Annotated in this window: 20 protein-coding genes; 13 read left to right on the top strand and 7 right to left on the bottom strand. The window is 65.5% G+C overall.

Features of this window, described 5'->3' with window-relative positions; translation table 11 throughout:
* Genes PCJ21_RS19480 through PCJ21_RS19465 form a run of 4 tightly spaced genes read left to right on the top strand, consistent with a single transcriptional unit; the run spans position 1 to position 3,989 of the window.
* On the top strand, positions 1 to 1,194 hold the full coding sequence (locus PCJ21_RS19480) for an acyl-CoA dehydrogenase family protein (protein WP_269933094.1): 1,194 nt from the start codon (positions 1 to 3) through the stop codon (positions 1,192 to 1,194).
* 10 nt (positions 1,195 to 1,204) lie between these two features.
* Positions 1,205 to 1,621 (top strand): acyl-CoA thioesterase, encoded by a 417-nt coding sequence (locus PCJ21_RS19475; RefSeq protein WP_269933093.1) that lies wholly within the window; start codon positions 1,205 to 1,207, stop codon positions 1,619 to 1,621.
* Complete coding sequence (locus tag PCJ21_RS19470) at positions 1,614 to 2,009, top strand: RidA family protein (protein ID WP_269933092.1); 396 nt, start codon at positions 1,614 to 1,616, stop codon at positions 2,007 to 2,009. Before PCJ21_RS19475 ends, PCJ21_RS19470 begins: the two co-directional genes overlap by 8 nt.
* A gap of 6 nt (positions 2,010 to 2,015) precedes the next feature.
* A complete protein-coding gene (locus PCJ21_RS19465; protein WP_269933091.1) occupies positions 2,016 to 3,989 on the top strand; it encodes a 3-hydroxyacyl-CoA dehydrogenase NAD-binding domain-containing protein in 1,974 nt (657 codons plus the stop codon).
* 36 nt (positions 3,990 to 4,025) lie between these two features.
* On the opposite strand, the gene PCJ21_RS19460 is transcribed toward PCJ21_RS19465, so the two are convergent.
* The 6 genes from PCJ21_RS19460 to PCJ21_RS19435 are packed head-to-tail and all read right to left on the bottom strand — an operon-like array spanning position 4,026 to position 10,550.
* Positions 4,026 to 4,940, bottom strand: coding sequence for a carbohydrate kinase family protein (locus PCJ21_RS19460; protein ID WP_269933090.1), 915 nt, complete (start codon positions 4,938 to 4,940; stop codon positions 4,026 to 4,028).
* The gene (locus PCJ21_RS19455; protein ID WP_269933089.1) at positions 4,937 to 5,974 is read right to left on the bottom strand and encodes an ABC transporter ATP-binding protein; all 1,038 of its coding nucleotides are present in this window, start codon (positions 5,972 to 5,974) and stop codon (positions 4,937 to 4,939) included. Before PCJ21_RS19455 ends, PCJ21_RS19460 begins: the two co-directional genes overlap by 4 nt.
* The gene (gene argH, locus PCJ21_RS19450) at positions 5,974 to 7,488 is read right to left on the bottom strand and encodes an argininosuccinate lyase (protein WP_269933088.1); all 1,515 of its coding nucleotides are present in this window, start codon (positions 7,486 to 7,488) and stop codon (positions 5,974 to 5,976) included. Before argH ends, PCJ21_RS19455 begins: the two co-directional genes overlap by 1 nt.
* Before the next feature lie 3 nt (positions 7,489 to 7,491).
* Positions 7,492 to 8,343 carry a carbohydrate ABC transporter permease gene (locus tag PCJ21_RS19445; protein ID WP_269933087.1) on the bottom strand — a complete coding sequence of 284 codons (852 nt, stop codon included), beginning with the start codon at positions 8,341 to 8,343 and terminating at the stop codon, positions 7,492 to 7,494.
* The gene (locus tag PCJ21_RS19440; RefSeq protein ID WP_269933086.1) at positions 8,340 to 9,284 is read right to left on the bottom strand and encodes a carbohydrate ABC transporter permease; all 945 of its coding nucleotides are present in this window, start codon (positions 9,282 to 9,284) and stop codon (positions 8,340 to 8,342) included. The genes PCJ21_RS19445 and PCJ21_RS19440 overlap by 4 nt, the downstream gene beginning before the upstream one ends.
* 12 nt (positions 9,285 to 9,296) lie before the next feature.
* A complete protein-coding gene (locus tag PCJ21_RS19435) occupies positions 9,297 to 10,550 on the bottom strand; it encodes an extracellular solute-binding protein (protein WP_269933085.1) in 1,254 nt (417 codons plus the stop codon).
* 303 nt (positions 10,551 to 10,853) lie between these two features.
* On the opposite strand from PCJ21_RS19435, the gene PCJ21_RS19430 reads away from it, so the two are divergent.
* From PCJ21_RS19430 to PCJ21_RS19420, 3 genes are read left to right on the top strand one after another with little or no spacing between them, the layout of a single operon-like run.
* Positions 10,854 to 12,068, top strand: coding sequence for an ROK family protein (locus PCJ21_RS19430; protein WP_442866050.1), 1,215 nt, complete (start codon positions 10,854 to 10,856; stop codon positions 12,066 to 12,068).
* Between the two features lie 25 nt (positions 12,069 to 12,093).
* On the top strand, positions 12,094 to 14,499 hold the full coding sequence (locus tag PCJ21_RS19425; RefSeq protein ID WP_269933083.1) for a PIG-L family deacetylase: 2,406 nt from the start codon (positions 12,094 to 12,096) through the stop codon (positions 14,497 to 14,499).
* The gene (locus tag PCJ21_RS19420) at positions 14,483 to 15,403 is read left to right on the top strand and encodes a DMT family transporter (RefSeq protein ID WP_442866049.1); all 921 of its coding nucleotides are present in this window, start codon (positions 14,483 to 14,485) and stop codon (positions 15,401 to 15,403) included. The genes PCJ21_RS19425 and PCJ21_RS19420 overlap by 17 nt, the downstream gene beginning before the upstream one ends.
* A 170-nt stretch (positions 15,404 to 15,573) precedes the next feature.
* Here the strand turns inward: PCJ21_RS19420 and pdxR are convergent, their stop codons facing one another.
* Positions 15,574 to 17,055 carry a MocR-like pyridoxine biosynthesis transcription factor PdxR gene (gene pdxR, locus PCJ21_RS19415; protein WP_269933082.1) on the bottom strand — a complete coding sequence of 494 codons (1,482 nt, stop codon included), beginning with the start codon at positions 17,053 to 17,055 and terminating at the stop codon, positions 15,574 to 15,576.
* A gap of 160 nt (positions 17,056 to 17,215) precedes the next feature.
* On the opposite strand from pdxR, the gene tauA reads away from it, so the two are divergent.
* From tauA to xsc, 6 genes are all read left to right on the top strand, one after another.
* Positions 17,216 to 18,235 carry a taurine ABC transporter substrate-binding protein gene (tauA, locus tag PCJ21_RS19410; RefSeq protein WP_269933081.1) on the top strand — a complete coding sequence of 340 codons (1,020 nt, stop codon included), beginning with the start codon at positions 17,216 to 17,218 and terminating at the stop codon, positions 18,233 to 18,235.
* 80 nt (positions 18,236 to 18,315) lie between these two features.
* The gene (locus PCJ21_RS19405; protein ID WP_269933080.1) at positions 18,316 to 19,128 is read left to right on the top strand and encodes a taurine ABC transporter ATP-binding protein; all 813 of its coding nucleotides are present in this window, start codon (positions 18,316 to 18,318) and stop codon (positions 19,126 to 19,128) included.
* The gene (locus PCJ21_RS19400; RefSeq protein WP_269933079.1) at positions 19,121 to 19,948 is read left to right on the top strand and encodes an ABC transporter permease subunit; all 828 of its coding nucleotides are present in this window, start codon (positions 19,121 to 19,123) and stop codon (positions 19,946 to 19,948) included. The genes PCJ21_RS19405 and PCJ21_RS19400 overlap by 8 nt, the downstream gene beginning before the upstream one ends.
* 153 nt (positions 19,949 to 20,101) lie before the next feature.
* A complete protein-coding gene (locus PCJ21_RS19395) occupies positions 20,102 to 20,488 on the top strand; it encodes a nuclear transport factor 2 family protein (RefSeq protein WP_269933145.1) in 387 nt (128 codons plus the stop codon).
* Between the two features lie 22 nt (positions 20,489 to 20,510).
* A complete protein-coding gene (locus PCJ21_RS19390; RefSeq protein WP_269933078.1) occupies positions 20,511 to 21,911 on the top strand; it encodes an NAD(P)/FAD-dependent oxidoreductase in 1,401 nt (466 codons plus the stop codon).
* 145 nt (positions 21,912 to 22,056) lie between these two features.
* Positions 22,057 to 23,832, top strand: a complete 1,776-nt coding sequence (xsc, locus tag PCJ21_RS19385; protein WP_269933077.1) for a sulfoacetaldehyde acetyltransferase — start codon at positions 22,057 to 22,059, stop codon at positions 23,830 to 23,832.
* Positions 23,833 to 23,871 lie beyond the last annotated feature (39 nt).

Below are 23,871 nucleotides of genomic sequence, written 5' to 3'. Positions count from 1 at the left end.
ATGGCCGCGCATTTGATGCCGACCATTGCGCCTGCCCGCGACCACCTCGACTGGCCGTTCTTCGCCGACAGCCACCGTGCGCTCGCGGCCGAGCTTGACGGCTTCATCGCCAAGGGCGGGCTGGGCGAGATCGACCATGCCGATGCCGACGCGGCCTGCAGGAGGCTGGTGAAGGCGCTCGGCAATGCCGGCATCCTGCGCAACTGCGTGCCTGCAGCCTTCGGCGGCGCGTCGGACGAAATCGACAGCCGTTCGCTGTGCCTGATCCGCGAGACGCTGGCCTATGCCGACGGCCTCGCCGACTTCGCCTTCGCCATGCAGGGCCTGGGCACCGGCGCCATCAGCCTGTCCGGCACCACCGAGCTCAAGCAGGCCATCCTGCCGAAGATCGCCCGCGGCGAACTGATCTCGGCCTTTGCGCTGACCGAGCCGGACGCCGGCTCCGACGTTGCGGCCATGGCCACCGCTGCCCGCCGCGACGGCGACACCTATGTGCTCGACGGCGAGAAGATCTTCATCTCCAATGGCGGCATCGCCGACGTCTACACGGTCTTTGCCCGCACCGGCGAAGCCCCGGGCACGCGCGGCATCTCGGCCTTCGTCGTCTATGCCGACACGCCGGGCTTGTCGATCGCCGAGCGCATCGAGACCATTGCGCCGCATCCGCTGGCGCGGGTGCGCTTCGACAATTGCCGCATCCCGGCCACGCAGCTTCTGGGCGAGCCCGGCGAAGGTTTTAAAATTGCCATGCGCACGCTCGACATTTTTCGGCCCTCGGTGGCGGCGGCGGCAATCGGCTTCGCCCGCCGCGCGCTCGATGAAGCGGTCGCCCACGCCAAGTCGCGAAAGATGTTCGGGGCGACGCTGTCCGACTTGCCGACCGCGCAGAGCACGCTGGGCGAGATGGCAACGGCCATCGACGCGGCATCGCTGCTGACCGTGCGCACGGCCTGGCGGCGCGACGTGCAGAAACTGCCGATCACCCGCGAGGCCGCGATGGCAAAGATGACGGCGACCGAAAACGCCCAGTGGGTCATCGACCAGGCGTTGCAGCTGTTCGGCGGCCGCGGCGTGCGCGTCGGCGAGATCACCGAGCGGCTCTACCGCGAAATCCGGGCGCTGCGCATCTATGAAGGCGCCACCGAGGTGCAGAAGCTGATCATCGGCCGCGAGCTGATGAAGGCCGCGAAGTGAGGGACAGGCCATGACCTTCCACACCAGCCGACCGTTGCGTTTCGGGGACTGCGATCCCTCAGGGATCGCCTACTTCCCGTCCTATCTGAACATCCTCGTCGGAGTTCTGGAGGAGTTTTTCGCTTCCGTTGGCGCACCGTGGAGGCAGCTCGTCGCCGAGCGGCGCATCGGCACGCCGACTGTCCGGCTCGACCTCACCTTCGTTCATCCGGGCTTCCATGGCGACATGCTCGATTTCGAGCTTTCGGTGCGGCGGGTGGGCCGCTCTTCGCTCGACCTGGAGCACAAGATCTCGGCGGGAAACGTCCTCCTCTGGAGCGCCAGCCACAGCGTCGTTGCGACCTCGCTCGACACGCACAAATCGACTGCATGGCCGGACGACCTCCGCGCCGCCCTCGAAAATCATCTGGAGACGACCGATGCATGAAGTTCTGCAGCCTGAGGGCTGGACCAAGCCGATCGGCTATGCCAATGGCGTCGCCGCAACAGGCCGCACGATCTTCGTCGGCGGCCAGATCGGCTGGAACGGCAATTGCGAATTCGAGACCGACGATTTCGTCGGCCAGGTCCGCCAGACGCTGGAGAATGTGGTCGCAGTGCTGAAGGCCGGCGGCGCCGAACCGCACCACATCACGTCAATGACCTGGTACTTCACCGACAAACAGGAATATACGCAAAACCTGCGCGGTCTCGGCCAGGCCTATCGCGACGTCATCGGACGGCATTTCCCGGCGATGGCGGCGATGCAGGTGGTGGCTCTGGTCGAGGATCGCGCAAAGATCGAGATCCAGGCCACAGCTGTAATACCGGAATAGAATTGCATGAGCGCGACGCGGTTTTCTGAGAGTGTCACCGGCAGCATCAAGGACAGCGTCCTCGTCGTCACCATCGACAATCCGCCGGTCAATGCCATCTCGGCTGATGTCAGGCAGGGCCTGATCGCGGCGCTCGATCACGCCGCGGCGCACGGCATGGTGGCCGGCGTGGTGATTACCGGAGCCGGACGCACCTTCGTCGGCGGCGCCGACATCAAGGAATTCGGCAAGCCGCCGGTCGGGCCGACCTTGCCGGAAGTCATCGACCGCATCGAAAGCTTCAGCAAGCCGGTCATCGCCGCGATCAACGGCGCGGCCCTTGGCGGCGGCTGCGAGATAGCGCTCGCCTGCCACGGCCGCATCGCCGGCGAAAAGGCCGCCTTCGGCATGCCCGAGGTCAAGCTCGGCATCGTGCCGGGCGCCGGCGGCACCCAGCGCCTGCCGCGCCTGATCGGCCCTGTCGCCGCCATCGACCTGATCGGCAGCGGCCGCACGATCAGGGCCGAGGAGGCGCTTGCGCTCGGCCTCGTCGACGGCGTCTCTGAAGACCCCGCCACCGCCGCCGCCCTGATACGGGCCATGGCGGCCGCGCCGCTGCGCCGTACGGGCATGATTGCGGTGCCGGTCGCCGACCCCCTGGCTGTCGAAGCGGCGGCAAAGAAGGTGCTCGCCAAGGCGCGCGGTCAGGCCGCGCCCGCCGAAGCTGTCCGCCTGGTCAGGCTTGCCGGCGATGTCGACCTCAAGTCCGGCCTCGCCGATGAACGCGCCACCTTCATCCGGCTGCGCGACTCGCAGGAGGCGGCAGCGCTGCGCCACGTGTTCTTTGCCGAACGATCCGCCGGCAAGGCCGACAAGCTGGAAGGCATAGCGCCGCGCAAGATCGAAACCGTCGGCATCGTTGGCACCGGCCTGATGGGTACCGGCATCGCGGTGGCCACGCTCATCGCCGGCTGTCGCGTCATCGGCGTGGAGCAGACTGCGGACGCAGCCGTCAAAGGACGCGAGCGCATCGCCGCGACACTCGACAAATCCGTGCAGTCGGGCCGCCTCTCAGCCGCCGTCCGCGACGCTTGCCTGGCACGGCTCGAGGTTGCCGCCGACGCCAACGCGCTGGCCGCGGCCGATCTCGTTATCGAGGCGGTGTTCGACGATCTCACCGTCAAGACCGAGCTGTTCCAGCGTCTCGACGGCATCGTCCGGCCCGACGCCATCCTCGCCACCAACACCAGCTACCTCGACCCCGACCTGATCGCCGCCGCGACAGCGCGGCCCGACCGCGTCGTCGGCCTGCACTTCTTTTCCCCGGCCAACATCATGCGCCTGGTCGAGGTCGTCGATTGCAAGGCGACCGCACGCGATGTGCTGGCCAGTGCGCTCGCCTTTGCCAAGCGCCTGGGCAAGCTGGCGGTCGTCTGCGGCGTGACCGAAGGCTTCATCGGCAACCGCATCTATTCGGCCTACCGCAGCGAAGCCGAATACATGGTCGAGGACGGCGCCCAGCCCGAACAGGTGGATGCGGCGCTCGAAGCCTATGGCTTCCCGATGGGCATCTTCACCGTCAACGACATGGCCGGGCTGGAAATCGCCTGGGCCCGGCGCAAGCGGCAGGCGGCGACCCGCGATCCAGGCGCGCGCTATGTCGAAATCGCCGACAGGCTGTGCGAGGCTGGACGCTTCGGCCGCAAGACCGGCAAGGGTTGGTACGACTACTCCACTGGCGACAAGGTCGTCGACCCGGAGGTCACGGCCCTGATTGCGGCTGCACGCGCGGCCAGGGGCATCGCGCCGCGCAACTTCAGCCGGGAGGAAATAGTCGGCCGCCTGCTCAAGGCGATGGCCGACGAGGGCAAGGCCTTGCTTGCCGAAGGCATCGCCGCAAGCGCCGGCGACATCGATCTGGTGATGATCAACGGCTACGGCTTCCCGGCCCATAAGGGCGGACCGATGTTCGTCGCCGAGACCGTCGGGAAGGCGGCGTAAAGGTCAACGGCCGGGCCACCACACCGACCGGCCGGCTCAACCCGCCGCGCGCGCCGGTGGCTGTCGCAGGATCGCCGAGCCTCCAGCCGCCTGCACGGCGAGGCTGCCATAGGTGATGCCCGCGGCAAGGCAGGCCTCATCGGATCCGCCGGCAAGCCAGGCGTCGATGAAACCGGCGTTGAAAGCGTCTCCGGCGCCTGTCGTGTCGATGACCGGCACCACTTCCGCACGCTTGTGCAGGAGCTGCCCTTGCGACTTCAGCCATGCGCCGTCGCCACCGGCCTTGAGCGCGACAACCGGAAACGCTTCCGACAGCATGGCGATTGCCGCCACGGGATCGTTCTCACGGGTGATCGCCGTCGCTTCCTCCATGTTGGGCAGGAAGATGTCGACGCCTTCGCAGCGGTCCAGCAGGTCGGCCTCGTAGATCAGGGTCTCGTCCCAGCTCGGGTCGAGCGACACCGTCAGTCCCTTGGCCTTGGCACGGCTGACGAGACCGGGGATTTCATGCAGCGTGGCGTATTCGGCGATGTGGAGATGGCCCGCAGCTGCCCAGCCGAGGGCTTCGTCCAGCGTTGCCGGAAGCGCTGGCCCGGCGCGTCGCGACAGGAAGGCGCGGTCGTTGCCGATGACGGAGGCCACGGTCACCTGCGGCCCGGCGCCCGGCGATTGCTCGAGGAAGCGCAGGTCGACATTGGCGCCGCGCAACTCCGGCTCGATGCCGCGTGAGAGCGCGTCCGTGCCGAGCCGCGCCACGAGCGCAACCTGCCGCCCGGCATGGGCCATGTGCGCGGCTGCTATGAAGGCGCCGCCGCCGGCAGCCATCTTCATGTCCTGGGCGAACACCTCCCGTCCCGGCTCCGGCAGCGAGGCCAGCCCGGTGAAGATGAGATCGCAGTAAATCCGCCCGATGCTGAGCACCGCCGGTCGCGTGGCATTTCCCGATGTCATAGACGGCCCAGGCTCTTTTCGGTCTTGGCGTCGAACAGATAGAGGCTGCCGGGCGCGGCGCGGCAGGTCAGCATGCTGCCGGGAGCGGGAATGAACTTGCCGGGCGCCGTGGCGATCACCGCATTGCCGTCGACGTCGAGATGCACGAGCGTTTCCGGCCCGAGTGGTTCGACCGCCGTCACCGTGCCGGTGAGCTCGAGCCCGCCCTCGGCCTTTTCGATGGCCGCCGTCAGTTCGTGCGGACGTATGCCGATCAGGAGGTCGCCGCCCACCGAGGGCTCGACGCCCTTGCCGTTCTTGTGGCCCGGCACGAGATTCATCGACGGGCTGCCGATGAAGCGCGCCGTGAACACATCGACCGGATTTTCGTAGAGATCGGTCGGCGTGCCCACCTGCAGGATGTGGCCGTCCCTCATCACCACGATGCGGTCGGCCATGGTCATCGCCTCGACCTGGTCGTGGGTGACGTAGACGGTCGTCGTCTTGAGCTTCTGGTGCAGCCGCTTGATCTCGATGCGCATCTGTGCGCGCAGCTGGGCGTCGAGATTGGACAGCGGTTCGTCGAACAGGAAAGCCGACGGGTTGCGCACCATGGCGCGGCCGATGGCGACGCGCTGGCGCTGACCGCCCGACAACGCCGCCGGACGACGGTCGAGATACTTTTCCAGGCCGAGGATCTTGCCGGCCTCCTCGATGCGCTGGTCTTTCTCGGCCTTCGACAGCTTCGAGGTGTAGAGCCCGAAGCCGATGTTCTGGCGCACCGTCAGATGCGGATAGATGGCGTAGTTCTGGAACACCATGGCGATGTTGCGCTGCTTGGGCTCGCGCTCGTTGACCACCTCGCCGTCGATCTTCAGATTGCCACCCGAGATATCTTCCAGGCCGGCGATCATGCGCAACGTGGTCGACTTGCCGCAACCGGACGGCCCGACGAACACGACAAATTCGCCGTCGGCGATCTCAAGGTCGATACCCTGGACAACCTCCACCTTGCCGTAGCGCTTGACCAGCTTTTCAAGTTCGATCGTCGCCATCAGAGCGCTCCCGCCAGTGCCTTGAATTTTTCGTCGAGTTGTTTCGCGGCCTTCGCCTCGTGCCCGGCGTGTTCGTTCGCGGCGGCTTCGAGCGCCGCCGCCTTGTTCCTGTAGACGCCCAGCGCCTCGGCCATCGGTTCCGGCGCCGGACCGCCGAAACGGCCGCGCACGGCGACAAAATGCTCGGGCGAAACGATCTCTTCGAACTTGTCCCGGCCGAAGGAAGGATCGCGCCCTGTCGAATGCCTGAAGGCGTCGAGGAACGGGCCGTAGCCGTCCTTGGCGAGCCCGCCACCGGCGGCCACCACAGACCTGGCGACGGTCGCCGCGATCTCGTGCGCCTCGCGGAACGACAGGCCTTCGATGCGGACCAGCGAATCTGCAAGCTCGGTGATGGTGATGCAGGAGCGGCGGATATTGTCTGCCACCCGCTCCGGATCGATCTTGATCGCGGCGACAAAGGCGGCGAGCAGATCGAGCACGCGGCCAGCGGCGGTGAACGCCTCATAGCCCATCGACTGCGTCTCGCCCTCGCTGTCGTTCATGTCGGTGAACGGCGTGTTGTGGATGACGTTCAGCACCGTGCGGGCACGCCCCATGGTCTGGCTGGCGAGATGGCGCATGTGCTCGATCGGCACCGGATTGCGCTTCTGCGGCATGATCGACGAGATCTGCACGAAGGCGTTGGGCACATAGATCTGGCCAACCTCGAAGGCGGTCCAGAACTGGAAGTCCTGGATCAGGCGGCCGAGATGCAGGAACATCAGTTCGATGGCCGAATAGGTCGAGGTGATGTAGTCGGACGCGGCGATGCAGCTGTAGGAATTGCGCAGCGGCGCAGCAAATCCAAGCAGGTCGGCGACGCGCTGGCGATCGATCGGGAAACCCGAAGTGGTGATAGCGGCAGCGCCCATCGGCGACAGGTCGACGATTTTCCGCGCCTCTTCAAAGCGCTCGATGTCACGGACCAGCACCTCGATGGCAGCCGACAGATAGTGGCCGAAGGTCGAGGGCTGCGCCGGCTGGCCGTGGGTATAGGCGACGACCAGCGTTGCCTTCTCGCGCTCGGCGGTGTCGATCATCGCCAACAGCAATGCCCGCGCCTTGAGCATCAGCGCATCGATGCGCTGCTTGAGGCCGAGCTTGAACAGCGTGTGATCGATGTCGTTGCGCGACCGCGCCGTGTGCAGGCGGCCGGCGACGTCGGGTCCGAGACGTGCCTTCAGTTCCTTCTCGATCAGGAAGAAGAAGTCCTCGACCTCGCCGGTGTATTCGAGCTTCGACGGGTCGACTTCACGGTCGATCGCCTCCAGCGCCCCGGCGATCGCCTGGGCTTGCTTGGCGTCGAGGATGCCGGTCTCGACCAGCATCACCAGATGGGCGCGGTCGATGGCGCGAAAGCCGTCGACATGGTGGCTCTTGGCGCCGTCGAAGAGCGGCTTCAGCACCGTTTCCTTGTAGACCGGATCGGGGAAGACAGATTTGTCGGAGAGCCTCGGGTTCAGTTCAGGCATGTCTTATCCCTTGAGCCCGGCGAGCATGACGCCGCGGACGATGTAGCGCTGGAGCACGAGGAAGACGATCAGCGTCGGCAGGGTAGCTATCGCCGCACCGGTCATGATCATTTCCCACTGGATGGACTGTTCGACGGCGAAGCTCGAGAGGCCGACCGGCAGGGTGTAGAGCTCCTTGCTGGTGGTCACGATCAGCGGCCAGAAGAACGCCGTCCAGTTGCCGAGGAAAGTGAAGATGGCGAGCGCCGAGAGTGCGGGCGTCACCAGCGGCATCGCCACCTTCCACCAGATCTGGAACTCGTTGAGCCCGTCGACGCGCGCTGCCTCGAGGAAGTCGTTGGGCACGCCCTCGAAGAACTGCTTCATCAGGAAGGTGCCGAAGGCCGTCATCATGCCGGGGAACATGATGCCCCAGTAGCTGTCGATCCAGCCGAGATTGGCCGACATCAGGTACCACGGGATGACCAGCATCTCGGTCGGGATCATCAGCGTCGACAGGATGGCGAGGAAGATGAAGTAGCGGCCGCGGAACTCGAACTTGGCCAGCGTGTAGCCGACGAGGCTGTCGAAGAACACGTTGGAGACGGTGACGGCGACCGCCACGATCATCGAGTTCATGAACCAGCGCACGAAGCGCCCGTCGGAGAGGATGGTGATGTAGTTCTGCAGTGTCGGCGCCGAGGGGATCAGGCGGAGGTCATAGACCTGGCCGGCCGTCTTCAGCGACGTCGAGAACATGAAGGCCAGCGGCGTGACCATGATCAGGCCGCCGATGAACAGCAGCGTCCAGGCGACGATGCGGCCGGGGCGGAGATTGGCGTGGGACAGCGCCGGGGTTTCGGTGACGGCGCTCATTTCTTTTCCCTCAGGATCCACAGCTGCAACAGCGACACGCACAGCAGGATGGAGAACAGCACGACCGTCTGCGCGGCGGCATAACCCATGGCGTAGGACGAGAACGCGGTCTGGTAGATCATCAGGACCAGCGGCTTGGTCGAGCCGAGCGGCCCGCCCGGATCGTTGGTGGTCATGTTGTAGACCTGGTCGAAGATGCGCAGGAAGCCGATCGACGAAAACACCACCAGGAACACGGTGGTCGGCTTCAGCAGCGGCAGCGTGATCTTGCGCAGGATCGCCCATTCGCCAAGGCCATCGATGCGGGCGGCCTCGTAGAAGGTGTTGGGGATCGAACGCAGGCCAGCCATGAAGATGATGATCTGGAAGCCGAGACCGGCCCAGATGGCAGTGACCATGATCGACGGCAGCGCCTGGTCGACCGAACGGATGAACGGCTGCTGCGGGATGCCGATGACGCCGAGCGCGTTGTTGATGACCCCGATCGGCGCCGGCTGGTAGAACCAGCGCCAGACCCAGGCCATCGCTGCCGCGGTGGTCAGGTAGGGCAGGAAGTACAGGCCGCGGATCAGCCCGTGCATGACACGCACGCGGTCGAGATAGAACGCGATGACGAACGAGATCAGCAGGCTGATCGGCGTGCCGATGACGAGATAGGCGAAGGTGTTCTTGAACACCTTCCAGAACTGCGGGTCGGCAAACAGCTTTTCGTAGTTCGCCAGCCCGATGAACTGTGGCGGCTTCAAAAGGTCCCAGTTGGTCAGCGAGAGCCAGAAGGCCTCGATGGTGGGGTAAAAGCGGATGACCGAATAGAACAGGATGGGCAGGGCAAGGAAGCTCCAAACCCAGACCAGCCGCTTCGTCCGCATGGAACGGCGGTCCCAGAAAGTCCCGCCGGGGCGGCTCACCGCCGCCCCCTGTCTATCCGCTGCCACAGTCATTGATGCCCGGCCTTACTTGGCCGCGCCGTCGATGATCGCCTGCTCGGCGGCGGCGCCGGCGGCGAGCGAGTCCTTCACCGACTGGCCTTCGAGCAGGATGCGGTTGGCCATGTCGATGGTGTTCTGGCGCTGGGCCGCCTCGTCGACGAACATCGTGGTGTGGGCGTATTCCAGGCCCTTCAGGAACGGACCGTAGATCGGGTCGGCGAGGTTGGCGTCGGTCATCGCGGCCGAGCGGCGCGCCGGCAGCTCGCCGACGGTCTTCAGCCAGACATCCATGGCCTCGGGCGAGGAGATGTAGGCAAGGAACTTCTTGGACGCCTCGAGCTTCTCGCCCTCGGTCTTCGAGCTGATGCCGTTGGCGAAGTAGCTGGCATAGTTCGAACGCACGCCCTCGGCATTGGCCGGAAGCTCGGTCACGCCCCACTCGAAGCCCTCGATCGACTTGAAGGCGCCGAGACGGAAGGTGCCGTCGATGGTCATGCCGGCCATGCCGGCGCGGAATGCCGCCTGGCCTTCGTCCATGAAGCCGGCCTGGCCGATCTTCTTTTCGGTCTGCAGGTCGGTGTAGAACTTGAGCGCCTTTTCGCCGGCCTCGGTGTTGTAGGCCACCTTGCGGTCACCGTCGGTGTACGGCTCGCCGCCGAACTGGCGGACCAGCACTTCACGCCACCACTGGTGATCCTGGCCGCCCATGTCGAGGGTGGAGCCGGCGACGATCAGGTTGCCGCTGCCGTCGCGCTTGGTGAGCTTTTCAGCCGCTGCGACGAACTCGTCGAGGGTCTTGGGCGGGTTGGCCGGATCGAGGCCGGCTTCGGTGAACAGCTTCTTGTTGTAGAACAGCGCCAGCGAGCGAACCGCCGTCGGCAAGCCGTAATAGTCGTCGCCGCGCTTCATGGCGCTGACGATCGGGAAGAATTCGCCTTCGATCTTGTCGTGCGGGAACGCATCGGTCGGCAGCGGCTGCAGCAGGCCACCGGCCACGAACTTGTCGAGCCAGCCATAGAACAGCTGCATGACGTCCGGGCCCTGCCCGCCCATCTTCGCCGCGATCACGCGGGTCTGGTAGTCGGCGTAGGGGAAGGTCGTGTGCTTGACGGTGATGTCAGGATTGGCCTTTTGGAAATTGTCGATGAGTTGGTCCATCGCCTTGACGCGGGTGTCGAAGACATACTGCCAGTACTCGATCTCGACGGCCTGGGCCGCGTTCATTGCCAGCGTGCTGAAACCTGCGATCAGTCCGGCAAACAAGGTTGCTTTGCGCATATTAGCCTCCAAAAAGCGCCCGCCGGATTGTCCGGACACGGACGACCATTATCCCCTTGGCCCGGCTCTTCTCGTGCAGTCGAGAAGCGGGCCACTCGCCTAGAATTCATGGGTCATCAAAGGCAGGCGGACCACGCCCGGACACATCCGACACCAACGAGCTGCGGATCCTCCCCGCATACCTCCCCCTACGGTTCCCCGGCAGCGCGCGTTTGTCAATAAGATAATTTACTTGAATTAATCTATTGCGATGAAGATCGCTTCCGCGTTATCAATTTTGCGAAGCAGGTCAGGATGAGCGAAATGGCGTTTCAGCCGGGCAGCACACATCAGGTCACCTTGGGGAAGAACCCGGAGCGCAGCCGCGACCACAACCGGCGCGTGGTGCTCGACGTGGTGCGCCGCAACGGCTCGCTCGGACGCATGCACATCGCCCGGCTGACGCATCTGACGGCACAAGCCATCGCCAACATCGTCGACGAACTGGTCCGCGAAAACCTGTTGATGGAGACCGGCCGCCTGCGTTCCGGCCGCGGCCAGCCGCCGATCCAGTTCGCGGTCAACCCCGACGGCGCCATGACGATGGGCATCGAAGTCGCTTCCGACCACATGGTGGCGACGGTCCTCGACCTCTCCGGCCAGCCCCGGTCCAAGCGCATCACGCCCGTGCGCGACACCAGCCCGCCGCAAGTCGTGGCGCACATCAGGTCCGAACTCGAATCGGTGCGCAGGGATTTCAAGGCACCGCTGCTCGGCATCGGCGTCGTCATGCCCGGCCCTTTCGAGATCGAGGGCATGACCTCTGTCGGCCCGACCACCCTGCCCGGCTGGGCCGACATCGACGCGGCGAGCCTGCTGAGCGAAGCCTGCGGCGAACCGGTGACGGTGGAAAACGACGCCAACGCGGCTGCCGTCGGCGAAAGGCTGTTCGGCGCCGGCCACGCGATCTCCAGCTTTGCCATGATCTATTTCGGCGCCGGCATCGGCCTTGGCATGATCCAGGACGGCGTGCCCTTCCGTGGCGCCTTCGGCAACGCCGGTGAAATCGGCCATGTCGTGGTCGCGCCGCGCGGGCGTGCCTGTCCGTGCGGCCAGCACGGCTGCCTCGAGCGCTACGCTTCGGCCTATGCGTTGCGCGAGAGGCTGTGCGACGCCGGCATCGAAGACTGCGACTTCGCAGATCTCGAACGCCTTCACGGCGAACGCCACCCGGTGCTCGTCGAGTGGATGGACGAGGCCGCGACCTATCTCGCGCCGATGATCGCGATGATCGAGAACATTCTCGATCCGGAGACGGTGATCCTCGGCGGCATGCTGCCGGACGCGATTATCGACGAGCTGATCGACCGCATGGGCCAGCTGCCGATCTCGGTCGCCAGCCGCCGCGCCCGCGCCTTGCCGCGCGTCGTGCGCGGCCAGACCGGGCAATACACCGCGGCGCTTGGCGCCGCCGCACTGCCGCTGTTCGAGGTGGTGACCCCTAAGCTCGAAACAGTGGCGACCACGCCGACCGACTAGCCGACTGAAATACCGGAGGACATGAATGCTGAGCGCCCGCCAACGTATCGAGAGACAGAAATCCAGTCCCGCGCTGCTCAGGCTTCACAGGTCGCTCAGCCGACTTGCCTCCACAGTCACCATGATGAACACCGGCGCCCACCCCGACGACGAGCAGAGCGGCATGCTCGCCTGGTTCCGGCTCGGCCTTGGCATGCGCGTCATCGTCGCCTGCTCGACACGTGGCGAAGGCGGCCAGAATGCACTCGGGCCGGAGCGGCTCGGCGTGCTCGGCATGATGCGCACCCGCGAGATGGAGGAAGCGGCGCGCGAACTCGACGCCGACGTGGTCTGGCTCGGACACGGCCCCGATGACGCCGTGCACGACTTCGGATTCTCCAAGGACGGCGACCAGACCTTCGACCGCTGGGGCGAGATGCGCACCGTCGAGCGGCTGGTCCGCGCCTATCGCAGCGAGCGTCCCGACATCGTCATCCCGACTTTCCTCGACGTTCCTGGCCAGCACGGCCACCACCGGGCGATGACCCGCGCCGCCGAAAAGGCGATCCGCCTCGCCGCCGATCCCGAGGCGTTTCCGGAGCATTTCCAGGAAGGCATGAGCCCCTGGCAGGTGGCGAAATATTACCTGCCGGCATGGTCTGGCGGCGGCGACACCTATGACGACGAGGTGCCGCCTCCCGACGCCACCGTGATCGTGGACGCACCTGGCCGCGAGCCGGCGACAGGCGCCGAATATGACCGGATCGGCGAATGGTCGCGCTACTACCACGCCTCGCAGGGCATGGGATACTGGCGCGAGCAGGTGAAGTCGCGCTGGCCGTTGCACCTGCTTTTGGCTGCAGATGGGACAAAGGCCGAAACGTCGGTGCTCGACGGCCTTCCCTCAACGCTTGCCGACCTCGCCAAGTCCAGGGACGCCTCGGGACAGGCGGCCGCGGCGCTGGAGACGGCCGCCAGGGCCATCGACGCCGCGATTGCAGCCTTTCCCAAAAACGACGCGATCATTGCCAGTCTGGTCGAGGCAGCGCAGCAGCTCGCCGTGGCGCGGGCCAATGCCTCGCCTGCCTTCCTCGCGCTTCATCGCCACCGGCTGGAGCGCAAGGCCAGGGAAATCGATGCCGCGCTGATCGAGGCCGCCGGAGTCTTCGACCGTGCCTGGCTCTCGCCGGCGACGCTTTCGCCCGGCGAAACCGCCACGCTGTCGATCGACCTTGCGCCCGGCATCGGCGCCCGCCCGGTCAGGATCGAGCCTGTCATGCCCGAGGCCCTCACGGTCAAGGTCGAGGCAACGTCCGGCCACCGCCGCAGCTTCACGGTCTCCGCTCCCGCCAACACTGCCTATTCGAAGCTCTATCCGCCGCATTGGTGGGCGCTTGGCGGCAACGGCGACGCCCATGTCATCGTCTCCGTCGAGTTCGACGGCCATAAGGCCCGCTCCGCCTATGATCTGGAAGAAGCTTTCGCCGTGCTGCCGGCGAGCTCCGTCGTCATGGAACCGGAAGCGATCATCGTGCCGCTCGACGGCAGCCGCCGCGAATGGCCGGTCATGCCGACGATGAGCGGCAGGCAGGCGCCGGTTTTGCTCGGCGTGTCCGGCGGCTGGTCGCTGGCGCAGACGCAAGGCGGACAGGCAATCCGCGCTCCCGAGGCCATCGAGGCCGGCCTGACGACCATCGTTCCCGAGGTCGACGGCCGACCGGCGTTACGCCTGACCCCGATTGCCTATCCGCATATCGGCCGCGTCACCCACCGCCAGCCTGAAGCGCTGAGCGTGCTTGCCCTCGACCTCAAGCTGCCGCAGGGCGCGCGGGTCGGCTATGCCGGCGGCGGGGCCGACCGTGTCGGCCTGTGGCTGCCACGGATGGGACTCGACGTCACCGAGCTGGACGCCAAGGCGCTGGCCGGCGACCTCTCCCGCTTCACGACCATCGTCGTCGGCATCTTTGCCTTCGGCATCCGCAAGGATCTGGCTGCCGCAACAGAGAAGCTGCATCGCTTCGTCGAAAATGGCGGCCACCTTGTCACGCTTTACCACCGCCCGACCGACGGTTGGGATCCACTAGCGACGCCACCGAGGAGACTCGAGATCGGCTCGCCGTCTTTACGCTGGCGCGTAACGGATCCGAACGCCGAGGTCACGGTGCTGGCGCCGGACCACGTCCTTCTCCAGGGCCCCAACGCAATTGGCCCGCAGGACTGGTCCGGCTGGAACAAGGAGCGCGGGCTGTATTTCGCCGCGCGCTGGGACGAGGCCTACCAGCCTTTGTTCGCCATGCACGACGTCAACGAGCAGCCGCTGATGGGCGCCTTGGTGTCGGCGCAGATCGGCAAGGGCCGCCACACCCACACCAGCCTGGTGCTGCACCACCAGATGGACAAGTTGGTCCCCGGAGCATTCCGTCTGATGGCTAATCTTGTCCAGCCAGCCTGACATCGCGGCAACGCCGGAGGCAGGCGAAGAGCGGCGCAAGGCCAACCGCGAAGGCGTGGCCTGGGTGCTCGCCGACATGCTGCTGGTTTCCGGCGGCATGACGGCGCTCGTCAAGGCGCAGGGCATGATCTACCCCGCCTTCCAGTTGGTCTTCATCCGGGCGATGATCGGCCTGATGTTCATCCTGCCGCTGATCTGGCGGCACCGTCACCACATCCGCCACACCAAGCACCCCTGGCAGAACATATCGCGCATCAGCTGCAACGCGATTGCGCTGACCAGCCAGTTCCTCGCCTACACGATGCTGCCGCTCGCCGTGGTCAACGCGCTCAGCTTTTCGAGGCCGCTCATCACCATGGCGATGGCCGCCGCCATCCTCGGCGAGACGGTCTCGCGGCTGCGCTGGATCGGCGCCGGCACCGCCTTCGCCGGCGTCCTGGTGATGCTGGCGCCTGGCGGCGTGGCCTGGAACCTTGGCCTGCTCGCAGTGTTCTGCACCGTTGTCTTCGGGTCGCTGGCGATCATCCAGACGCGTATGCTGCGCGACGAAAACACCACAGTCATGATGGTCTTCTACACCGTCGGCCTCGCTGTCATCACCGCCGTGCCCGCTATCTTCGTCTGGCAACCGGTCAAGGCGTTCGACTGGATTCCGTTGCTCGCCATCGGCTTCCTGGCCCAGGCAGGACAGTATTGCTTCCTGCGCGCCTACAGGCTTGCCGACGCCAGCGTGCTGGCCCCGATCGGCTATCTTTCGATCGTCGTGACGGCAGCAGCCGGCTATCTGTTCTTCGACGAGATACCCGAAACGCGCATCATCGTCGGCGCCGCCGTCGTGCTCGCGGCCCTGCAGGCCACCGCCTATCTGGAACGACGCGCCAAAAAGAAGCTCCGGCGCAACTGATCTCCCGACGCGATGCCCCGGGTGCAGGGGATCGTTCAGGTACATGCCAGTCAGCATCTTGAAAATGTCGGCCTGGATTGCCGCCATCAGCTGTGCCCTGCCGACAAGGCGCAACGGTACGGCCAGCACGAACTCTGCACCGCCCGCAGCCTCGGTGCGGCAATTCAGGTTCAGACCCCATGCATGCGCTTGACCCGTTCCGCCGTCCGTCGAACGCCTTCAACGATGTTGGCGCGGGGTATCGACGAGTAGCCCATGCGGAAGAAGCGGCAGGGGCCCTCATCGGCGGGAAAAAACGGCGACCCCGACTCGATCAGCACGCCGTCCTGGCGGAGCTCGTTCATCAAGAGGTCGGCATCCAGCCCTTTGGGCCCCTCGATCCAGAACGAGGTGCCGCCAAAGGCCGATGACCCGGCGATGGTGAAGCCCTCGTTCCGCAGCGCTTCGGCCATGACGATGTGACGCTTGTGGTATTCGCTGCGCATGCGGTGCAGCACGGCGTCGTGGTGACCGAGCGCCAGAAAGTAGGCAGCCGTGCGTTGCAGATGTCCGGGCGGATGGCGCAGCATCAGGGCGCGCAACGCCCGCGCTTCGCGAATGACCGGCGCCGGCGCCACCAGATAGCCCAGCCGCAGACCGGGAAACAACGACTTGGAAAAACTGCCGATGTAAAACACCCGGCCGCTGCGGTCGAAGGACTTCAGCGCCGGAGACGGCGGCGCAAGGAAGCTCATCTCGAACTCGTAGTCGTCCTCGACGATGATGAAATCCCGCTCTGCCGCTGCCGCGAGAAGTGATGCGCGGCGGTCGACCGGCATGGTCGCCCCGGTCGGCGAATGATGGCTGGGGGTGACGAAGACGGCGTCGATCCTGCCCGGCAGCGCCGCCGGCGGCAGCCCTTCCTTGTCGACGTCGATGGCGGTGACTTCGGCGCCGCTGAGGCGCAGCGACGCGCTCATGTCGGGATGGCAAGGATTCTCGCACACGGCATGCGCTCCGCGATAGAGCAGCAGCTGGGTGACGATCCACAGTGCGTTCTGCGCGCCGACGGTGACGAGGATCTCGTCCGGGCTGGCGCGGATGCCGCGGCTCGGCAAGGTGCGCGAGCAGATGTAGCTGACGAGCTGGACGTCGTCGGCCGCAGCGAAATCACCCGCCATCAGCTCGAAATCCTCGCGCGCCAGGGCCCGGCGGGCGCAGTCGCGCCAGGCTCCCAGGTCGAAGAGCGAGGGGTCCATCTGGCCGTAGAGGAACGGATAGGGGTAGCGCCGCCAGTCGAGCGGCTTGCGCATCTGCTTGGCGACGATGTAGCTGGAGCGCAGCTTGGACGACCAGTCGATCTCCTCGCTTCCCGCCTCTGCGGCCGTCGCCTCCAGGCCGCTTGTCGGCGGATTGCCGGCGACGCGATAGGCGCTGCGGCTGGCGGTCTCGACATAGCCTTGCGACGCCAGCTCCTGGTAGGCCAGCGTCACGGTGATGCGCGAAATGTTCAGGTATTCCGCCAGCTTGCGTGTCGAAGGCAGCTGCGCGCCCGGCTGCAGCCGCCCCGACAGCACTGCCGAGACCACTGTTTCGCGAACCTGCGCCTGAAGCCCGATGCGGCTTGTCCGGTCGAGAAAGAAGACCGTCTCCGAAACAATCGCCTGCGCCATGGCTCCCCGCACGCATGTTCAATCTGGATTCATTCAACTTCCAATCTGGATATAAGGCAATCGGTGTGTCTAATCTAACCCTGTTAGTCAGAACCAAGACCGGCATCAAAGCCGGCAAGTTTCCGGAACAACCGGTGGCTAACAAAACAAGAGGGTAACGATGATACACTTTAAGCATTTCAAGCGTTTAGCTGGCGCCGTTACAGTAGCGGCAGGCGTCTTCACTTCCTGCCTCGCCTATGCGGAAACATCCGTCGTGGTCGGCTACCAGCAGATCGTCGGGCCGTTCGTCACGGCCATCGCCGACGGCCGTTTCGATGCAGCCGCGAAGGAGGCGGGCTACACCATCGACTGGCGCCAGTTCAGCTCGGGCGGCGACATCTCGACCGCACTCGCCTCGGGCAACGTGCCGATCGGTGTCATCGGCTCGACCGGTACCACCGCCGCCGCGACCCGCGGCGTCGATCTCGAACTGTTCTGGATCCTCGACAATATCGGCAAGTCGGAAGCGCTTGCCGTGCGCAATGGCTCAGGCATCGAAAAGCCCGAAGACCTGAAGGGCAAGAATGTCGGCGTGCCGTTCGTCTCGACCTCGCACTTCCACCTGCTCGTCGGTCTCGAAAAGGTGTGGAAAGTCGACCCCCGCGAGGTCAACATCCTCAACATGAAGCCGCCGCAGATCATCGCAGCCTGGCAGCGCGGCGACATCGACGCGGCCTATGTCTGGCCGCCGGCCCTGTCGGAACTGCTCAAGAACGGCAAGGTGATCTCGGATTCCGAAGTCATCGGCGCAGCCTCGGTTCCGACCTTCGACGGCCTTGTCGCCGACAAGAAGTGGGCTGCGGAAAATCCGAAGTTCATGGCCGCCTTCACCAAGGTGCTGGCCGACTCCTATGCCGACTACAACAAGAACAAGGCGGCGTGGACGGCTGACTCGCCGCAGGTCGCAGGCATCGTCAAGCTGATCGGCGGCGACGGCGCCGGCGCTGTCGAAGCGCTCAACCTGCTGTCGTTCCCGAATGCCGACGAGCAGGCTTCGGACACCTGGCTGGGCGGCGGCGCGGTCCGCGCGCTCAACGAAAGCGCCAAGTTCCTGGTCGCCCAGAAGCAGATCGACAAGGCGCTCGACGACTACGCGCCCTTCGTCAACAGCAGCTACGCCAAGGACGCATCCAAGTAGCATTGGATTGGCCGCCGGCCGCATGCCGGCCGGTGGCTTCCCCGGATATCTGCTGCATCAGTTCTGAAAGGCTCGACGCGATGGAAACGCTCAATGTCAGCAATGTCAGCCTGACCTATCCAGGCCTCTACACCGACCAGGCGGTCATTGCCCTCAAGGGCGTGAATCTCGAAGTCAAAAGCGGCGATTTCGTCGTCGCGCTCGGCGCCTCGGGCTGTGGCAAGACCACCTTGCTCAACCTGATGGCCGGGTTCATGTCGCCGACGGCAGGCGACATCACGCTCGGCGGGCGCCAGGTCGTCGGCCCCGGCGCGGACCGCGGCGTCGTCTTCCAGAAGCACGCGCTGCTGCCGTGGCTCAACGTCATCGACAACACCGAATTCGGGCTCAAGCTGCGCGGCGTGGACAAGGCGACCCGGCGCGAGCTCGCCACCAAGAACCTGGCGCTGGTCGGCCTGCAGGATTTCCACCGCCACATGATCTACCACCTGTCAGGCGGCATGCAGCAACGCGTCGGCATCGCCCGCGCGCTGACCTGCGACCCGGCGATGCTGTTGATGGACGAGCCGATGGCAGCGCTCGACGCGCTGACCCGCGAGACCATCCAGGAGTTGCTGCTCAAGGTCTGGCAGCTGACCAACAAGATGTTCTTCTTCATCACCCACAGCGTCGAAGAGGCGCTGTTCCTCGGCTCCCGGCTGATCGTCATGTCGCCGCGCCCGGGCCGCATCACCCACACCTATGAGCTCGATTTCAATCGGCGCTTCCTTGAGGAGGGCAACGCACGTGCAATCAAGTCCAGCCGCGATTTCATCGACATGCGCGAACAAATCCTCGGCATCATCTATGGCGACGAGCGCCAGTCCGGCAATCCGGAACTCATCCATGCTTGAGCGCATTTCCCGGGCAAAATCCGCTCGCCCCGGCAAGATCTACGGCGCCCCCGGTGAAGGCATGAGCGGGCACATCAGCCTGATCACCGCACTCGTGTTGTTTGGCCTATGGCTGCTTGTCACCGAAATGGGCTGGGTCAAGCCACTGTTCCTGCCCTCGCCGCTAGCCGTCTGGGACAAGTTCGTCGTCGCCATGACCGAGGGCGTGTCCAATTCGACCCTCATCCAGCATACGCTGGCGAGCCTCGGCCGCGTGCTCGGCGCCTTCTTCCTGGCGCTGGTGACCGCCGTGCCGGTCGGCATCCTGATGGGCGTCAACCGCACCGTACGCGGCCTGTTCGACCCGATCATCGAGTTCTACCGGCCGCTGCCGCCGCTTGCCTACCTGCCGCTGATCATCATCTGGCTCGGCATCGGCGAATTTCCGAAGGTCTTCCTGATCTACCTGGCGATCTTTGCGCCGATGGCGATCGCCGCCCGCGCCGGCGTCCGTTCGGTGTCGACCGAACAAATCCACGCCGCCTATGCCATGGGCGCAACGCGCATGCAGGTCATCACCCATGTGATCCTGAAGGCGGCGCTGCCCGAGATCTTCACCGGCATGCGCATCGGCATCGGCGTCGGCTGGACCACGCTGGTGGCCGCCGAGATGGTCGCCGCTCACAGGGGTCTTGGCTTCATGGTGCTGAATGCCGCCGAATACCTGGCCAGCGACACCGTCATCATGGGCATCATCGTCATCGGCATCTTCGCCTTCGCCTTCGACCTTATGCTCCGCTATCTCGAAAAGATCCTGATCCCCTGGAAAGGCAAGATCTGATGGCAGGAAACGCGCACCTGGCGACCTCGCCACCCGGCTAGGCAAGACCCGAACGCCCCGGAACACCAGAACTGCAATCGGCCGGCTTGCCGGCCATGGCGGAGCCATGCCCGAAGGCAGGCCGCCAGAGATACGAGGACCCACGACATGGTGATCACCGCCGACGACCTTGCCAAGCTGTTCGATGCCTTCAACCGGCACGACATCGACGGCGTGATGAGCTTCTTCGCCGAGGACTGCGTCTTCAACGGCGTGGCAGGCCCTGAAGCGTACGGCACGCGCTTTGTTGGAACCGCCCCGATCGCCGCCGCCTTCAGCGGCGTCTGGACGGCGATGTCCGACGCGCACTGGGCGCATCACGGCCACTTCGTCCACGGCGACCGCGCCGCTTCGGAATGGACGTTCACCGGTACCAATGCCGACGGCAGCCGCGTCGAGGCCGAGGGCTGCGACCTGTTCACGCTGCGCGGTGGCAAGATCGTGCGCAAGCAGGCCTTCCGCAAGAACCGGCCGCTGATTCCGGCGCCGGCCAAGAGCTGAGCAAGGTCGAAAGGAGCGGCAGATGGAACATCAGCTGACACGGCCAAGCCCCGCCAGGAAGCCGTTCGATCCGGCCTACGATCCGGTTCACGCGGCCACCCCCGGCGACGGCAAGGACTATGCGCCGACCTACTGGATCGCCACCGCAGGCGTGCCGCCCGAAGACGACGGCCCCGTCACGCAGGACATCGACGTCGATGTCGTGGTCATCGGCTCGGGCTACACCGGCCTGTCCTGCGCCATCCACCTGGCCAGGGAGCATGGCATCAAGGCGACCGTTCTGGAGGCCAACGGCGTCGCCTGGGGCTGTTCGACACGCAACGGCGGCCAGGCGCAGATTTCCGCCGGCCGGCTCAAGCGCTCGCAGTGGATCGATCGCTGGGGCGTCGACGTTGCCAAGAAGATGCATGCCGAGATCGCCGAAGGCTTCGACCTGTTTCGCGACCTGATCCGCTTGCCTGAGATCGATTGCGACCCACAGGATGGCGGCCACCTCTACATCGCCCATCGCGACAAGGTGATGCCGTCGCTGGAAAAGGAATCGCGGCTGCTCAACGAGGTCTTCGGCTACCCGACCCGCATCGTCGGACGCGACGAGATCCATCGCGATTTCGTCCGCGACGCCGAAGCGAAGGGGGCGATGTACGAGCCCGACGGCATGGGCGTGCATGCCGCCAAGCTCGCCTTCGGCTATCTCAGGCTGGCGCGCGCTCTCGGCGCGAAGGTCCACACGGCCAGCCCCGTGCTCGACTGCCGGCAGAAGGGCGGTGCTTATCTGTTGCGGACGCCCGGGGGGACCGTGCGGGCGCGCGCGGTGTGCATCGCCACCGGCGGCTACACCTCGCCCGGCCTGCATGACCTGACCAGGCACCGGCTGATGCCGATCCTGTCGAACTCGATCGTCACGCGCCCGCTGTCCAAAAGCGAGCAGGAAGCGCTCAACTTCCAGACCCGCATTCCGCTCACCGACACGCGCACGTTGCGCCACTACTATCGCATGCTCCCAGATGGGCGTGTGCAGATCGGCAGTCGCAGCGCCATCACCGGGAGAGACGCGGTCAATTCGAAGCATCTCGACCGCCTCGTTGAAGGGCTCTACCGCAAATTCCCGGTGCTGCGCGGCATCGAGGTCGACTACTCCTGGTGGGGCTGGGTCGATGTCAGTCACGACATGATGCCCCGCATCTTCCGGCCCGACCCCAAACAACAGCTGTTCTACGCGCTGGGCTATGGCGGCAACGGCGTCATGTACTCGGCCCAGGCCGGACGGCGCATGGCCCAGATGGTGGCCGGCAAGGGCGGCACCCTCGACCTGCCGATCTTCGCCTCGCCTCTGCCCAGCCACGGCCTGCTGACGCCGTTCAGGCGCCTAGGCCAGTGGGGAATGTACCGCTGGTATTACCTCAAGGACGAAATCCTCTAGCGCATCGATCCGAAAATCGGACCCGATTTTCGGAAAGCACGATGCGCCAACTCAGTAAGTCAGAGCGTCCTTGGTGCGTCCATTCGGATGCACGGTGCTCTAATCCTCCCAAGGCCGGACCTGCCCCATCGAAAGGAACCAAGAAATGAAAATGACCACCGAAGAAGCATTCGTCAAAGTGTTGCAGATGCATGGCATCGAGCATGCGTTCGGCATCATCGGCTCGGCGATGATGCCGGTGTCGGACCTGTTTCCCAAGGCTGGCATCAGCTTCTGGGACTGCGCCCACGAGACCAATGCCGGCATGATGGCGGACGGCTTCAGCCGCGCCACCGGCACCATGGCCATGGCCATCGGCCAGAACGGCCCGGGCGTCACCGGCTTCATCACTGCCATGAAGACGGCCTACTGGAACCACACGCCGCTGCTCATGGTCACCCCGCAGGCGGCCAACAAGACCATCGGCCAGGGCGGCTTCCAGGAAGTCGACCAGATGGCCATGTTCGAGGAAATGGTCTGCTACCAGGAAGAGGTCCGCGATCCCTCACGCATTCCCGAAGTGCTCAACCGGGTGATCGAGAAGGCATGGCGCGGCTGTGCCCCCGCGCAGATCAACATCCCGCGCGACTACTGGACCCACGTCATCGACGTCGACCTGCCGAGCATCGTCAGGCTGGAGCGGCCGTCAGGCGGACAAAAGGCGATCGCCGAGGCGGCGAAGCTCCTGTCCGAGGCCAGGTTCCCGGTCATCCTCAACGGCGCCGGCGTCGTCATCGGCGACGCCATCCCGGAATCGATCGCACTTGCCGAACGGCTCGACGCGCCGGTCTGCTGCGGCTACCAGCACAACGACGCCTTCCCCGGCAGCCATCGCCTCGCCGCCGGCCCGCTCGGCTACAATGGCTCGAAGGCGGCGATGGAACTGATCGCCAAGGCCGACGTGGTGCTGGCGCTCGGCACCCGCCTCAATCCGTTCTCCACCCTCCCCGGCTACGGCATCGACTACTGGCCGAAGAACGCCGCGATCATCCAGGTCGACATCAATGCCGACCGCATCGGCCTGACCAAGAAGGTCTCCGTCGGCATTTGCGGCGACGCCAAGCAGGTGGCGCGCCAGATCCTCGAACAGCTGACACCGTCGGCCGGCAATCAGGGTCGCGAGGAGCGCAAGGCAGCCATCCACCAGACGCGTTCGGCGTGGCTGCAGCAGCTGTCGTCGATGGACCACGAGGACGACGACCAGGGCACTGAATGGAACGCCAGCGTGCGCCGCCGCGAGGCCGACCGCATGTCGCCGCGCCAGGCCTGGCGAGCGATCCAGGCGGCCCTGCCCAAGGAAGCGATCATCTCGACCGACATCGGCAACAACTGCGCCATCGGCAACGCCTATCCGAGCTTCGAGAAGGGCCGCAAATACCTTGCGCCCGGCATGTTCGGCCCTTGCGGCTACGGTTTCCCGTCGATCGTCGGCGCCAAGATCGGCCGTCCCGACGTGCCGGTGGTCGGCTTTGCCGGCGACGGCGCCTTCGGCATATCGATGAACGAAATGGGCGCCATCGGCCGCAAGGGCTGGCCGGCGATCACCATGGTGATCTTCCGCAACTACCAGTGGGGTGCGGAAAAGCGCAACACGACGCTTTGGTACGACAACAACTTCGTCGGCACCGAGCTCAACCCGAACCTCAGCTACGCCAAGGTGGCCGAGGGCTGCGGGCTGAAGGGCGTCGTCGCCGACTCGCCGGCAGCACTGACCGCCGCACTCGGCAAGGCCATCGAGGACCAGGCCAAGGGCGTGACGACCTTCGTCGAGGTCATCCTCAACCAGGAACTCGGCGAACCCTTCCGCCGCGACGCGATGAAGAAGCCCGTGGCCGTCGCCGGCATCGACCGCTCGGACATGCGCCCGCAACAGCGCGCCTGAGCTTGAAGACTGGCCTGCCCGGGAGCCGGGCGGGCCAAA

It is taken from the genome of Aminobacter sp. HY435 (genome assembly GCF_027568395.1).
Classification (GTDB): Bacteria; Pseudomonadota; Alphaproteobacteria; order Rhizobiales; family Rhizobiaceae; genus Aminobacter.
The sequence above is the reverse complement of the archived record's forward strand: the minus strand, read 5'-3'. Positions and strand labels throughout refer to the sequence as shown.

What these genes read in the sequence shown, in the direction of transcription:
- PCJ21_RS19400 (WP_269933079.1), top strand. Translation starts at nt 19,121, where the DNA reads ATGCTTGAGCGCATTTCCCGGGCAAAATCCGCTCGCCCCGGCAAGATC.
- PCJ21_RS19425 (WP_269933083.1), top strand. Translation starts at nt 12,094, where the DNA reads ATGCTGAGCGCCCGCCAACGTATCGAGAGACAGAAATCCAGTCCCGCG.
- PCJ21_RS19445 (WP_269933087.1), bottom strand. Translation starts at nt 8,343, where the DNA reads ATGAGCGCCGTCACCGAAACCCCGGCGCTGTCCCACGCCAATCTCCGC.
- tauA (WP_269933081.1), top strand. Translation starts at nt 17,216, where the DNA reads ATGATACACTTTAAGCATTTCAAGCGTTTAGCTGGCGCCGTTACAGTA.
- PCJ21_RS19475 (WP_269933093.1), top strand. Translation starts at nt 1,205, where the DNA reads ATGACCTTCCACACCAGCCGACCGTTGCGTTTCGGGGACTGCGATCCC.
- PCJ21_RS19465 (WP_269933091.1), top strand. Translation starts at nt 2,016, where the DNA reads ATGAGCGCGACGCGGTTTTCTGAGAGTGTCACCGGCAGCATCAAGGAC.
- PCJ21_RS19435 (WP_269933085.1), bottom strand. Translation starts at nt 10,550, where the DNA reads ATGCGCAAAGCAACCTTGTTTGCCGGACTGATCGCAGGTTTCAGCACG.
- PCJ21_RS19390 (WP_269933078.1), top strand. Translation starts at nt 20,511, where the DNA reads ATGGAACATCAGCTGACACGGCCAAGCCCCGCCAGGAAGCCGTTCGAT.
- PCJ21_RS19460 (WP_269933090.1), bottom strand. Translation starts at nt 4,940, where the DNA reads ATGACATCGGGAAATGCCACGCGACCGGCGGTGCTCAGCATCGGGCGG.
- argH (WP_269933088.1), bottom strand. Translation starts at nt 7,488, where the DNA reads ATGCCTGAACTGAACCCGAGGCTCTCCGACAAATCTGTCTTCCCCGAT.
- PCJ21_RS19470 (WP_269933092.1), top strand. Translation starts at nt 1,614, where the DNA reads ATGCATGAAGTTCTGCAGCCTGAGGGCTGGACCAAGCCGATCGGCTAT.
- PCJ21_RS19455 (WP_269933089.1), bottom strand. Translation starts at nt 5,974, where the DNA reads ATGGCGACGATCGAACTTGAAAAGCTGGTCAAGCGCTACGGCAAGGTG.
- pdxR (WP_269933082.1), bottom strand. Translation starts at nt 17,055, where the DNA reads ATGGCGCAGGCGATTGTTTCGGAGACGGTCTTCTTTCTCGACCGGACA.
- PCJ21_RS19405 (WP_269933080.1), top strand. Translation starts at nt 18,316, where the DNA reads ATGGAAACGCTCAATGTCAGCAATGTCAGCCTGACCTATCCAGGCCTC.
- PCJ21_RS19430 (WP_442866050.1), top strand. Translation starts at nt 10,854, where the DNA reads ATGGCGTTTCAGCCGGGCAGCACACATCAGGTCACCTTGGGGAAGAAC.
- PCJ21_RS19440 (WP_269933086.1), bottom strand. Translation starts at nt 9,284, where the DNA reads ATGACTGTGGCAGCGGATAGACAGGGGGCGGCGGTGAGCCGCCCCGGC.
- PCJ21_RS19480 (WP_269933094.1), top strand. Translation starts at nt 1, where the DNA reads ATGGCCGCGCATTTGATGCCGACCATTGCGCCTGCCCGCGACCACCTC.
- xsc (WP_269933077.1), top strand. Translation starts at nt 22,057, where the DNA reads ATGAAAATGACCACCGAAGAAGCATTCGTCAAAGTGTTGCAGATGCAT.